Here is a 13,335-nt window from a genome sequence, read left to right on the forward strand (position 1 = left end):
AGAAAAAAAGAGGTAGATGAAAATCTACCTCTTTTTATTTTTGGTATGTAAATGCATCAAAAAGAACTGTGTTTTCTGATTTAGATGGAGTATCTCCCATAAAAAACAAGTTTTCAAGACTACAGTGTACTCTAAATTCAGTATTACTTTTAACGTTAGTCTGTAATTCTTTTACTAGCTTGTTATTAATAAACCATTTTACTAAATAGAAACCTTGAACGTCAATTAATTCCATTCTAAAATTAGCATATTCTCCCATCTTAACAGGAAAGTGACTAGAGTTGGAAGGTGAAAATTGAGATACACAATATACTATTGCTTCATCAGGTTTTAAGCCTATTTTCTCTCGATCTTTTTTTTGACCAGAGCCAATTTCAAAATCAAATTCAAATTCTTCTTTATCATTATGATATAAAAATGCGCCAACACTTACTTGTTCAAAAAGTGTGAATTTAGGAACTAGAATTCTCCATGTATAGCTGCCAGTTGTAAATGTTTTCTTACTTCTAATTTTAACCCTGTCATTTGTATTTGGTCTGGTTGAAAACTTTAGTTTACCATCTTCCAATTTGTATGTTGCAGGGCTTTTCCAAGAATTATTAATCCAATTATTTTTAAAGTCGCTCTTTTTATCAAAAGTCTCCATAAATATAGAATCATTCATAAGCATGGTTTTAGAAGTGCTACAACTTGAAGCAATTAATAGTAGTAAAACAATTAAAATTTTACGAAACTCGAAATTCATTATTGATGATAAAAGTTTGTGAACACTACTTAAAAAAGCCAAAAAATTGAATTAAGCTTGTAACAATCGTGTTTATGGTAAATAAAAACGATTTAAATTATGGCAAAAATGAATCTAATGCGCTTCTAACCAATTTTGGCCAATTCCCATTTCTACGTCTAAAGGTACAGTCATTTTAAATGCATTCTCCATTTCGTTTTTTATAATAGGTTTAATAGTTTCTAATTCATCTTTATGAGCATCGAAAACCAATTCATCATGCACCTGCAATAGCATTTTAGATTTAAAACCTTCTTGAATGAATCTATTATGAATATTAATCATGGCTAGTTTTATAATATCTGCAGCAGAGCCCTGTATTGGAGCATTTACAGCATTTCTTTCTGCACCACTTCTCACCATAGCATTTCTAGAATTAATGTCTTTTAAATACCTACGTCTGTTTAAAACGGTTTCTACATAACCATGTTCTCTAGCAAAATCTACTTGAGCAGACATGTATGCTTTTAATTTAGGATATGTTTCATAATACGTATCAATTAATTCTTTGGCTTCACCTCTGCTCAAGTCTGTTTGGTTACTTAAGCCAAAAGCAGAAACTCCATAAACAATACCAAAGTTTACGGTTTTAGCATTACTTCTTTGTTCGCGAGTAACATCATTTATATCAACACCAAAAACTTTAGCAGCAGTAGAAGCATGAATGTCTTCGCCATTTTTAAAAGCATTTATCATGGTTTCTTCTTCACTTAAAGCTGCAATAATTCGCAATTCTATTTGGCTGTAATCAGCTGCCAATAAAACATAATTTTCATCTTTTGGTACAAATGCTTTACGTACTTCACGTCCTCTTTCAGTTCTTATTGGTATGTTTTGTAGGTTAGGATTGTTAGAGCTTAATCTACCAGTTGCAGCAACAGCTTGCATGTATTGTGTGTGAATTCTACCTGTTTTTTTATTAATTTCGTTCGGTAAGGCATCAACATAGGTACTTTGTAGTTTTTTGTATTGCCTGTATTCTTGAATGTCTCTAATTATTTTATGTTCTTTAGCTAAGAATGATAAAATATCTTCACCAGTTTTATATTGACCTGTTTTGGTTTTTTTAGGCTTATCTACCAACTTCATATTTTCAAACAATACAATTCCTAATTGTTTTGGAGAGGCTATATTAAATTCTTCTCCTGCTTGTTCGTAAATTTCTTTTTCTAGTCTATTTATGTCATCAGTTAAAGCTGTAGAAAGTTGTTTTAGAAAGTTTGTATCTACATTAATTCCTTCAATTTCCATAGCTGTTAAAACAGATACCAAAGGCAATTCTACTTTGTTAAAAAGTTCAGTAACGTTACCACTATCTAATTCTTTGGTAAAGTGCTGTTTTAGTTGATAGGTAATATCTGCATCCTCAACAGCATATTCTGTTTGATCTTTTATAGGAACAACCCTCATAGAAAGCTGATTTTTACCTTTTTTACCAATTAGTTCTGTGATTGAAACTGGGTGGTAATTCAAATACGTTTCAGCCAAAACATCCATATTATGCCTCATATCTGGGTTGATGAGGTAATGAGCGATCATAGTATCGAACAATTTACCTTTAACAGGCATGTTGTAATTAGATAAAACCTTAATATCATATTTTAAATTATGACCAACCTTTTCTATCATTTCTGATTCAAAAAATGGTCTAAATTCCTCTAAAATAGCTTTTGTTTCTTCTTGGTTTTCTGGAAATGAAACATAGTATCCTTTACCAATTTCATAAGAAAATGCAATACCTATTAACTCAACCTCTAATGCTTTTAAACCTGTAGTTTCTGTATCAAAACAAACAGAAGGTTGTTGTAATAATTTTTTAATTAACAGTTTACGAGATAATGTACTATCTATGTGCTGATAAAAATGATTTGTGTTGTTTATGTTTTTAAAGCCAGATAAACTTTCTTCTTGAGTGATACTGCCAGAACCAGGTGCTGCAAATAAATCAAACTGACCTTCTGCATTTGTTGCCAATTTTTTAGTATTGCTTTCACTTTTAGTATCTGTTTCAGCTGTTTTTGTGGTGGTTTCTGTAGCAAATGTTTTTAAGAAGTTTGTTAAAAGGTTTCTGAATTCTAATTCATTAAAAATTTCTTTCACTTTTTCTACATCTGGCTGATCTAATGTAAAATCTTTGGCATTGAAAGAAACAGGAACATCTAACATAATGGTAGCAAGCTTTTTAGAAAGTAAACCAAGTTCACCATTTGCTTCTACCTTTTCTTTCATTTTACCTTTTAATTGATCTGTGTTAGCCAATAAGCCTTCCATAGAACCAAATTGCGCTAAAAATTTCTTTGCAGTTTTTTCTCCAACTCCAGGTAAACCAGGAATGTTATCTGCAGAATCACCCATCATTCCTAAAAAGTCGATTACTTGTAAAGGATCTGTAACTTGAAATTTTTCTAATACTTCTGGCACACCCCAAATGTCATAACCACCTCCAAAACGTGGCTTGTACATGAAGATATTTTCTGAAACTAATTGTGCAAAATCTTTATCTGGAGTAACCATAAAGGTTTTAAAACCCTCTTTCTCTGCTTGCTTAGAAAGTGTACCAATAACATCATCTGCCTCAAAACCTTCTTTAACCATAATTGGTATATGCATGGCTTCTAAAATATTGCAGATGTAAGGTATTGCTTGTGTTATTGGTTCTGGAGTAGCATCTCTATTTGCTTTGTATTCTTGAAACATTTCAACTCTATCTGTGCTTCCACCTTTATCAAAACAAACCGCTAAATGATCTGGTCTTTCACGTTTAATAACATCTAATAGAGAGTTCATAAAACCCATAATAGCAGATGTGTCTAAACCCTTAGAGTTTATTCTTGGGTTCTTTATAAATGCGTAATATCCTCTGAAAATTAATGCATAAGCATCAACTAGAAAAAGTCTTTTTTGATCTGCCATTTTATCTTTATTTCTTAAAAGATAAAACTACAAAAACTAAAATAAATTACCCTTCATATTCTGCTGATTTTAGGCCTTTTTGAAAAGGTGCTTTTAGTTGATAGAGTACATCATCTGATTTTTCTGCATCTAAAATATCTACACCATAAATAATATCATTTGTATCTTCATAGATGAAGGTTCCAAAGATTCTATCCCAAAAAGAAAAAATATTTCCAAAATTAGTGTCTGTCCAAGGCATTACATGATGATGATGAAATTTATGAGTATTAGGTGAGATAAAAACGTAACTTATAGCTTTATCTAACCAAATAGGTAGTTGAATATCTGCGTGAGAAAAATAAGTAAAAAGCACGGTTAAAATTCGGTAAATTAAATAATAGGCTAGAGGTAAACCTGCTATAATAATGCCTAATAAAGCAAAGGTTTCTCTAAATATAAAATCTATTGGATGATGCCTTGTTCCAGAAGTTACATCTACATGCCTATCACTATGATGCACTGTGTGAAAACGCCACATTACAGGTATTTTATGTAGCATAAAATGTACCACATATTGAGACATAAAGTCTAGTATCATAATGGCTAAAATAACCTCTACCCAAACAGGAAAATCAACTAAATTTAACAAGCCAAAATTATTAGTATCTAACCAAAGAAAAATACCTACAGTTAAAAGCCCAAAAACAACATTTATTAATATTGTTGAACCTAATAAAACAAAGTTGGTTTTTGCATGCTTCCATTTGTTGTATTTGTGTTTTTTGAGAGGATAAATACCTTCTAATATCCAAAAAACAGCCAAACAACTTATAATCCATATTAGTTTTTGTACACTAGTTAGGTTCTCAAAAAAAGCCACAATTGCATCCATATACCTTGAAAATTAATCTTATAAATCTAAGAAAAACTTTAACAAGTTGTTAAAAATCAATCGTTTTTTAACAGTTATCTTTGTGAATTCTAAAAAACAACTTCTATGCCTCGTTGGTTAATTCCTTTAATAATCTTAGTTATTGTAATTGTTGCAGTAGAGATTTATACTTTTCAAGCATTTAAAACATTATCTAAAAATAAGTGGGTTCGCTTTTCATTTTTAGTAGTTAGTATTGCTGTTTATATTAACTTTTTAATTACCATGCTAACCTATGATAGAGGTAATGGGCAAACACCACAATTTCAAATGGCAATGGGGTTATTGTTAACCTTTTCGATACCAAAATTAGTGGTAATTATTTTTCTCTTTGGAGAAGATGTTTATAGATGGATTGTAAAATTAATATCTGCAGTTTCTAATGGAGAAACACAGCCAATACCTAGTAGAAGAAAATTTATTTCTCAATTGGCTTTAGGTATTGCTGCTATACCATTTGTTTCTTTTATTTACGGTATTATACAAGGTAAATACAACTATAAAGTCATTAAGTATCAATTAACTTTTGATGATTTACCAGCAGCATTTGATGGCTATACCATCACTCAAATTTCAGACATTCACTCAGGTAGTTTTACCAATAGAGAAAAAATACAATATGGGGTGGATTTAATTAATGAGCAGCAATCAGATTTATTATTATTTACAGGTGATATTGTAAATAATAAGGCAGATGAAATGGATGATTGGATTGATGTCTTTGATAAACTTACAGCAAAAGAAGGCAAATACGCAATTCTAGGAAATCATGATTATGGAGATTATATGGATTGGAAAACGCCACAAGATAAAATTGATAATTTCGAGAAAGTAAAGAATATTCATAAAAGAATTGGTTTTGATTTGTTACTTGATGAACACAGGTATATTGAAAAAGATGGGGAGAAAATTGCTCTTTTGGGTGTAGAAAATTGGGGAAAAGGATTTAATCAAGCAGGAGATTTGGCAAAGGCTTCAGCTGGTGTAAGTAAAGACGATTTTAAAATATTAATGAGTCATGATCCTAGTCATTGGCAAGAAAAAGTAAAGAAAGACGATTTTAATTATCACTTAACTTTAAGTGGTCATACTCATGGTTTGCAAATGGGAATTGAGATTCCAGGATTTTTAAAATGGAGTCCTTCTCAATATGTTTACAAACAATGGGCTGGCTTGTATGAAGAATTTGGTCGATTTATAAATGTAAACAGAGGTTTTGGTTATCATGCTTTTCCTGGTAGAGTTGGTATTTGGCCAGAAATAACAGTTATAGAATTGAAAAAAGCCTGATTATCAGCTTATTTAATTAGAATTGCTATATTTGTAGCTATAGACACAAAAACTATACTATTTTTTTAGTTTAAAAAAATACAGTTATGACAAAATTTGGAGAATTAATTAGTGTTGAGAAACCAGTTTTAATTGACTTTTATCAAGATTGGGATGATGTGCAAGCCACAGTAGATACTTTAAGAGATGTTGCTGCAGCATTGGGTGATAGAGCAAAAGTAATTAAGATTGATATTAAGAAAAATGAAACCTTGGCAGATGCTTTAAGAGTTAAAGGTAATCCTACTTTTATGATTTATAAAAATGGAGAAATGAAATGGCGTCAAACAGGTTTTCAAGATGCAAACACCTTAATTGGTTTAGTTCAGAAATACGTTTAAGAAATTATATTATAAAAAAAACCGCAAACTTTAAAGTTTGCGGTTTTTTTTATTCTGTTTCTTCTGGCATGATATGCTGAAAAAGATTTAGTGTTTTATTAAACTCATCTTGCAATTCTTGTATGAATTCTTGATCTGAATCGTATCGTGAAACTTGATCTATAACACCTCTATATAGATATCTAAAGGTAACATCAAATTCTTCGAAAATAATATCAAAATCATCAGATGAAAAGGTGCTAAACCAAATTAATTTTTCTCTAAATAAACGAATTAAATCTTCTGCTGCTGTTCTTGCTTTTTTAACTTCACCTAATTGATAATACATTTCTGGATAATCCATAGATAAGCTATAGTGGTCAAAATCTTCAATTGGCATTTTCTCTAAAGAAAGGTCTAAAACTTCGATGGCTTTAATAGTATCACCTTCTTCTGCAAATGCTGCAGATAAACGTATTAAACTATTTCTCAAAGAAATAACGTTTCTTTTGGTTTGCTCATCTAAATAGATTTTGCCATCGTTAATATTTCTCCATTCCCATTTCTTGACATTGCTGTACATTTTATCAGGATCGATTCTACCAATATCAAAGAGCGTAAGTTCACGAACCACCTGCCCATTTTCATTGTAAACTTTAGTTGGTGTTTTTATTGGTACTAATTTAAAAGCAACACCATCTAATTGTAAATAGTCTTTCAGCCAAATATATTCGCTATTTGTGTTAGAGCCACCTGTAAAATAAATTGGTCTTTCCCAATTAAAATTATTTAAGATGTCTAGCATTAAAATGGTGTTTTTAGCAATGGCTCTATCAATAGTAATATCGATATAAGGCACAATTTTATCGGCATCTTTTTGAGCTACAATTCCATTTTTTAATACATTTTCTTTGTTTACAGGAATACGAATTTTGTTGGTTGGTAAAATCTTTTCAGGATTACCATCTTCGTCTAAATCGTAAAAAGTTCTTTTGCTATCACTTCTAATCCATTTCATGAAATCGTCTAAATCTAAAACAGAATCTTTTAGCTGAGGAAATAATTCTTGAAAATAGTAAGCAACATCTAATGTTCCATATTTGTATTCATCATGTGTTAATTGAGATGGAATAGGATCTGCATCATAACTCTTTTTCTTCATTTGGTCTATGTACCAATCTGTTTGAAAAAGACTTGTGTTAACCAGTTTTACATCGGTTCTAATGCCTTCTACTTCTTGCATATACCAAAGAGGAAAAGTATCATTATCACCAATGGTAAACATAATAGCATTAGGATCTGTGCTTTCTAAATACGCTTGTGCATTTAAACGAGTGGTGTATCTATTAGACCTATCATGGTCATCCCAGTTTTGAAAAGCCATTAAAGTTGGTACACCTAATAAACATAGTACAGTTACAGCAATAGCTACTTTTTTACGGGTTGCGAAATTTTTAAGGTACTCATAAAGTGCTAAGACTCCAAAACCTACCCAAATTGCAAAAATGTAAAAACTACCTACAACTGCATAATCTCTTTCTCTAGGTTCAAAAGGTTTTGGGTTTGTGTAAAAAATAATTGCAAAACCAGTGAAGGCAAAGAATAGAAATAGTGCAAAGAAGTTTCGTTTGTCCCACTTTATTTGAAATAACAAACCAACTAAACCTAATAATAGAGGTAAGAAATAATAGGTGTTTCTACCTTTATTTAATAAAGCTTGCCAAGGCAACATTTTTTGTGATCCTAGTCTTGCTTCATCAATAAAATCAATTCCACTTAACCAATTTCCATTAAATATATCTAATCTTCCTTGAATATCATTTTGTCTACCTACAAAATTCCACATAAAATAACGTCCATACATATAGCCAAATTGATAGCTAACCATAAACTTTATATTTTCTGCAAAAGTTGGTCTTCTTTGGCTGTTTTTTGGAATACCAGCGATAGCTTTGTATTTTTCTTCTGAAGCAGGATTTACCATTCTTGGAATAAATCCTTTATGTTTATCTGAATAATTAGGTAATACATCTTTGTAAACATTAACAATTACGTATTTGCCATCTTTCTTTTCATACTTAGGTTTATCATCTCTAGTAGGGTTTTCTCTGTCTCTTTCATCACTATACTTATTTGAGTAATATGTGTCGTAAAAAACATTAGCATCTCCATATTGTTCACGCTCATAGTAAGCTAACAATTCTCTTGCACTAGAAGGGTTATTCTCATTAATAGTAGTGTTAGCATTTGCTCTAATAGGTAGCATCATCCAAGATGAAAAACCAATAACTATAAATAATAAGGATAAGATTAAAGTATTTGCAGTTAGTTTGTTTTTCTTTCTGGTAAATTTTAAACCAAAAAAGAAAAGAGCTACTAAAATAATTGCAGCAATGATACTACCAGAATTGTAAGGCAAACCAACAGAGTTGATAAAAAATAATTCTGATGCACTAAAGAATTTTAAAGTAAAAGGAAATATAAATTTAAAAACTAAAATTAGAACAAATACTGAGAAAATTGTAGCAATTGCAGAGGTTTTTAGGTTGATGTTTTTGTACGTCTTAAAGAAATATAACATTACAATTGCTGGTATTACCAACAACGAAAGAATGTGCACTCCAAAAGATAAACCTACTACAAAACTTATAAGAACTAACCATTTATTACCTCTTGGTGTATGAATTTCGCTTTCCCACTTTAAACCTAGCCAAAATAAAAGAGCCATTAAAAATGATGACATTGCATAAACTTCGCCTTCAACTGCACTAAACCAAAAGCTATCTGAAAATGTATAGGTTAAAGAACCAACCAAACTACTCCCAAGTACAGCAATTCTTTTACCTTTAGATACATTACCTGTCTTTGCTGATAATTTTAAAGCCAAATTACTAATAGTCCAAAACATGAATAAAATGGTAAATGCGCTGGCTAGAGCAGACATAAAGTTTACCATTTTTGCAATTTGTGAAACGTCTGTAGTAAACATTGCAAAAAACGCACCTAACATTTGAAATAGAGGTGCTCCTGGAGGATGCCCAACTTCTAATTTTACAGAGGTAGCAATATATTCTCCAACATCCCAAGCACTTACAGTTGGTTCTAAAGTTAAACTATAAGTAATTAAGGCAATTGCAAATGTAACCCATCCTAAAATGATGTTCCATTTTTTATAATTTTCTACTGTCATTTTTCAAGTAATAATATCTTAGCGAATGTACTAATAAATATGAAAAAAAGAAGGTTTTGTGCCATTTTCTAAATGACTAATTCCTCATAAAAGTTTGTTAAAAGTAAAATTTTTAAAAAAATGTTTGTGAATTTAAAACTTTACTTTAAATTTGCACCCTCAATAAAGCATTGGCCTATGGTGTAATTGGTAACACACCGGTTTTTGGTACCGTCATTCAAGGTTCGAGTCCTTGTAGGCCAACAAAAGCAACTAATTTTCGAAAGAAGTTTAGTTGCTTTTTTTATTGACTTTATTTTCTTTTCGAAGATTCTCTAACAATCAACTCTGCTTCTAAAATATTCTTCTTTAAGGTTTGTTTAATTTCTTGCTGACCTTCGTATTCTAAAAATGTTCTAGCAGCTATTCTTCCAATTTCATAACTATGTTGATTAACACTTGTAATTTTAGGGCTAACAATATCTGTAAAGGGTTCGTTACCAAAACCTACCAATGCGATATCATTTGGTATTGAAATGTTTTGTTCTTTTAAAAGCTCTAAAACACCCAAAGCAGCATAATCTCCAGCAACATAAACAGCATCTGGTCTGTCTTTCAGATTAAGTAAATCTTGCATTTTTGCTCTACCATCTTCTTTGGTTAAACTACTTTCAATTAAGAGTTCATTGTCTAGAGGTAATTTGTGTTTTTTTAATGCATCTGTATATCCTCGAATTCTGTTATTATAAATTCGTGTTCTTTTAAAACCACCAATATGTGCAATTCTTTTACAACCTTGTTCTACTAAATGATCTACAATAATATGGCTACTGTTATAATCATCAATACCAATATAATCAACATTCAAATCATTTTCACCTCTATCAAAAGTGATTAACGGAATTCCTGCAGCTTTAATTTTTTCATAATGATCTAAATTTACAGTCTCATTTGCCATAGATGCAATAATACCATCTACTTGGGTAAAAAGAAGTGCATCAATGTTTGCACACTCTTTTTTATAAGATTCGTTAGATTGCGTTATAATAATGTTATACCCTTCTTTATTTAGGCCTTCTTCTATATTATGAATAACAGAGGAAAAGAAGTTACTGTTTGTTTTTGGCACAATAACACCAATAAGTTTACTTTTTCCACTTCGTAAAGCACTGGCTAAATGGTTAGGCTGATAGTTTAAATTTTCGGCAACTTGTCTTACTGCTTTCTTTGTTTTTTCACTAATTCTACTATCATTATGCAGCGCTTTTGAAACAGCTGCTGTAGAAATGTTTAAGACATTTGCAATATCTTTTATGGTAGTTTTGTTTTTTTTAGCCAAATTTATATATATTTGCTTAATCGTTTAAACAAAAGTACGGTTTGAAAGATTAGAATCAAAACAAATTGTAAAATATAGGTTTTGATTTTATTTTAATACAATGGTTAAACGTTTAACCAAATTAATTTTTTATAATATTTCATGGGAAAAGTAGTAACATTTGGAGAAATCATGTTAAGATTAGCTCCACAAGGATTTTTAAGATTTTCACAAGCAAATAACTTTGATGTAGTTTATGGTGGAGGAGAATCTAACGTAGCAGTTTCATTAGCAAATTATGGTGTAGATGTAGATTTTGTAACACGTTTACCAAAGAATGACATTGGTGAATGTGCAATGATGGAGATGAGAAAACGTGGAGTTGGCGTTGATAAAATTGTTTATGGTGGAGATCGTTTAGGAATTTATTTTTTAGAAACAGGAGCTGTATCAAGAGGTTCAAAAGTAGTTTATGATAGAGCACATTCTGCAATTTCAGAAATAGAATCTGGTATGATTGATTGGGATAGCGTTTTTGAAGGTGTAGAGTGGTTTCATTGGACAGGTATTACACCAGCAATTTCTCAAGGAGCAGCAGACGTTTGTTTAGAAGCTGTAAAAGCAGCTAGTGCAAAAGGAGTTACTATTTCTACAGATTTAAATTATAGAGCAAAATTATGGACCTATTGTGATGATGCTCATAGAGAAAAAATAATGACAGAAATTACTTCTTACTGTGATATTATTTTAGGTAATGAAGAAGATGCAGAAAAACATTTTGGTATTCATCCAGAAGGTTTAGATGTACATAAACATGGTCATGATGTTAAAGCAGAGGCTTTTTTATCTGTTTGTAAGCAAATGATGGAGAAATTTCCAAGAGCTAAAAAAGTAATTACAACTTTAAGAGGTTCTATTTCTGCTTCTCACAATACATGGGCTGGTGTTTTGTATGATGGTTCTAAAATGTACGAAACTCGCCAATATCAAATTACAGATATCGTAGATAGAGTTGGTGGAGGAGATTCTTTCATGGGAGGTTTAATTTACGGATTATTAAAATACCCAGAAGATGATCAAAATGCATTAGATTTTGCAGTTGCAGCTTCATGTTTAAAACATACAATTAAAGGAGATGCTAATTTAGTAACTGTATCTGAAGTAGAAAAATTAATGGGAGGTGATGCTTCTGGAAGAGTAGCAAGATAAAACCAATAAAATATGGCACAATATTCAAGATTAGAAGTAGCACAAGTAATGAAAGATACAGGTTTAGTGCCTTTATTTTTTAACAGTGATATAGAAACAAGCAAAAAAGTTTTAAAAGCGTGTTATGATGGTGGAGCAAGATTATTAGAATTTACAGCACGTGGTGATTTTGCTTTAGAAGTTTTTACAGCACTTACCAAATATGCAATTGCAGAATTACCAGGTATGATTATGGGAGTTGGTTCTGTAACAGATGCAGCAGCAGCTTCCCTATACATGCAAAATGGTGCTAACTTTATTGTTACTCCAGTTTTAAGAGAAGATATTGCTTTGGTTTGTAATAGACGTAAAGTATTATGGTCTCCAGGATGTGGTTCTTTAACAGAAATTGCAAGAGCAGAAGAATTAGGATGTGAAATCGTAAAATTATTTCCAGGTGGAATTTACGGTCCAGACTTTGTAAAAGCAATTAAAGGCCCTTGTCAATGGACAAGCATTATGCCAACAGGTGGTGTATCTCCAACCAGAGAAAATTTAGAAGGATGGTTCAATGCAGGTGTTACTTGTGTTGGAATGGGATCAAAATTAATAGCAAAAGATGCTAATGGTAATTTTGATTTAGATAAAATTGAAAGTATGACAAAGCAAGCCTTAGATATTATTAAAGATTTAAGGAGCTAGTCAGTTATTTGATTATTTAAAACGCGAAAAACTCCAACTGAAAGGTTGGAGTTTTTTATTTTTGAAAAAAAAAGGAATCTCATGAAAGAGTGGATCTACACAAATAGTATTAATCTAAAATTTATTTTAATCTCTACAATTGTTGTTTATATTGTTATTATTGTTTTAACGAGAATGTTTGGGAAACGCAGTTTTTCTAAAATGTCTAGTTTCGATTTTGCTTGTACAATAGCTATTGGTAGTGTTATTGCATCAACACTTTTAAGCAAATCTGTGCCTTTGTTCGATGGCTTATTTGGGTTAACATGTATCTTCTTACTCCAAGCAATAACTGCATTTTTAAGAAGGTTCGATTTCTTTTGTAAAACAGTAGACAATTCACCTTTACTTCTTATGGATAAAGATAAAATACTTTGGGATAATCTAAAAAAGGCCAAAGTTACAGAAAGTGATTTACAAGGTAAGTTAAGAGAAGCAAACGTAATTAGAATATCAGAAATTAAAGCAGTTGTTTTTGAATCTACAGGAGATATTTCTGTGCTACATTCAAGTGTAGATGAAGAAATTGAAGATTGGTTGTTAGAGGGTGTTGCTAGAAAATAATATCAATAGAGTTATCAATAATTGCAAAGCAGCAAATTTATTTTTCAATCAGTAGTTAATTTTGTGAAAAACAAGTATTAACAATAAAAAATTTGA

10 protein-coding genes and 1 tRNA gene are annotated in these 13,335 nt (G+C 30.9%); 6 read left to right on the forward strand and 5 right to left on the reverse strand.

Annotated features, from left to right (window positions below; all coding sequences use genetic code 11):
* Window positions 1–34: 34 nt before the first annotated feature.
* From MED152_RS10005 to MED152_RS10015, 3 genes are all read right to left on the reverse strand, one after another.
* Complete coding sequence (locus MED152_RS10005; RefSeq protein WP_015481761.1) at window positions 35–664, reverse strand: hypothetical protein; 630 nt, start codon at window positions 662–664, stop codon at window positions 35–37.
* Between the two features lie 195 nt (window positions 665–859).
* A complete protein-coding gene (gene polA, locus MED152_RS10010) occupies window positions 860–3,697 on the reverse strand; it encodes a DNA polymerase I (RefSeq protein ID WP_015481762.1) in 2,838 nt (945 codons plus the stop codon).
* 46 nt (window positions 3,698–3,743) lie between these two features.
* Entirely contained in the window at window positions 3,744–4,571 is an 828-nt protein-coding gene (locus MED152_RS10015; protein WP_015481763.1) for a sterol desaturase family protein, read from the reverse strand.
* A gap of 105 nt (window positions 4,572–4,676) precedes the next feature.
* On the opposite strand from MED152_RS10015, the gene MED152_RS10020 reads away from it, so the two are divergent.
* Both MED152_RS10020 and MED152_RS10025 read left to right on the forward strand, forming a co-directional pair.
* Window positions 4,677–5,900, forward strand: a complete 1,224-nt coding sequence (locus tag MED152_RS10020; protein WP_015481764.1) for a metallophosphoesterase — start codon at window positions 4,677–4,679, stop codon at window positions 5,898–5,900.
* Between the two features lie 86 nt (window positions 5,901–5,986).
* Window positions 5,987–6,280 (forward strand): co-chaperone YbbN, encoded by a 294-nt coding sequence (locus tag MED152_RS10025; protein WP_015481765.1) that lies wholly within the window; start codon window positions 5,987–5,989, stop codon window positions 6,278–6,280.
* 49 nt (window positions 6,281–6,329) lie between these two features.
* Here MED152_RS10025 and MED152_RS10030 read toward each other — a convergent pair whose 3' ends face one another.
* Window positions 6,330–9,449: a DUF2723 domain-containing protein gene (locus MED152_RS10030; RefSeq protein ID WP_015481766.1), complete on the reverse strand. Its 3,120-nt coding sequence runs from the start codon at window positions 9,447–9,449 to the stop codon at window positions 6,330–6,332.
* A gap of 171 nt (window positions 9,450–9,620) precedes the next feature.
* On the opposite strand from MED152_RS10030, the gene MED152_RS10035 reads away from it, so the two are divergent.
* Window positions 9,621–9,692 (forward strand) — tRNA-Gln (locus MED152_RS10035).
* 49 nt (window positions 9,693–9,741) lie between these two features.
* Here the strand turns inward: MED152_RS10035 and MED152_RS10040 are convergent.
* Window positions 9,742–10,767: a LacI family DNA-binding transcriptional regulator gene (locus MED152_RS10040; RefSeq protein ID WP_015481767.1), complete on the reverse strand. Its 1,026-nt coding sequence runs from the start codon at window positions 10,765–10,767 to the stop codon at window positions 9,742–9,744.
* Between the two features lie 141 nt (window positions 10,768–10,908).
* Here MED152_RS10040 and MED152_RS10045 point away from each other — a divergent pair, with 141 nt between their 5' ends.
* From MED152_RS10045 to MED152_RS10055, 3 genes are all read left to right on the forward strand, one after another.
* Complete coding sequence (locus MED152_RS10045) at window positions 10,909–11,955, forward strand: sugar kinase (protein ID WP_015481768.1); 1,047 nt, start codon at window positions 10,909–10,911, stop codon at window positions 11,953–11,955.
* 12 nt (window positions 11,956–11,967) lie between these two features.
* Window positions 11,968–12,636 (forward strand): bifunctional 4-hydroxy-2-oxoglutarate aldolase/2-dehydro-3-deoxy-phosphogluconate aldolase, encoded by a 669-nt coding sequence (locus MED152_RS10050; RefSeq protein ID WP_015481769.1) that lies wholly within the window; start codon window positions 11,968–11,970, stop codon window positions 12,634–12,636.
* Window positions 12,637–12,717: 81 nt separating this feature from the next.
* Window positions 12,718–13,239: a DUF421 domain-containing protein gene (locus MED152_RS10055; protein WP_015481770.1), complete on the forward strand. Its 522-nt coding sequence runs from the start codon at window positions 12,718–12,720 to the stop codon at window positions 13,237–13,239.
* The last annotated feature ends 96 nt before the right edge of the window (window positions 13,240–13,335 follow it).

It is taken from the genome of Polaribacter sp. MED152, assembly GCF_000152945.2.
Classification (GTDB): Bacteria; Bacteroidota; Bacteroidia; order Flavobacteriales; family Flavobacteriaceae; genus Polaribacter.

Coding starts and splice junctions, on each gene's coding strand:
- polA (WP_015481762.1), bottom strand. CDS start 3,697: ATGGCAGATCAAAAAAGACTTTTTCTAGTTGATGCTTATGCATTAATT.
- MED152_RS10045 (WP_015481768.1), top strand. CDS start 10,909: ATGGGAAAAGTAGTAACATTTGGAGAAATCATGTTAAGATTAGCTCCA.
- MED152_RS10050 (WP_015481769.1), top strand. CDS start 11,968: ATGGCACAATATTCAAGATTAGAAGTAGCACAAGTAATGAAAGATACA.
- MED152_RS10030 (WP_015481766.1), bottom strand. CDS start 9,449: ATGACAGTAGAAAATTATAAAAAATGGAACATCATTTTAGGATGGGTT.
- MED152_RS10005 (WP_015481761.1), bottom strand. CDS start 664: ATGAATGATTCTATATTTATGGAGACTTTTGATAAAAAGAGCGACTTT.
- MED152_RS10025 (WP_015481765.1), top strand. CDS start 5,987: ATGACAAAATTTGGAGAATTAATTAGTGTTGAGAAACCAGTTTTAATT.
- MED152_RS10015 (WP_015481763.1), bottom strand. CDS start 4,571: ATGGATGCAATTGTGGCTTTTTTTGAGAACCTAACTAGTGTACAAAAA.
- MED152_RS10055 (WP_015481770.1), top strand. CDS start 12,718: ATGAAAGAGTGGATCTACACAAATAGTATTAATCTAAAATTTATTTTA.
- MED152_RS10020 (WP_015481764.1), top strand. CDS start 4,677: ATGCCTCGTTGGTTAATTCCTTTAATAATCTTAGTTATTGTAATTGTT.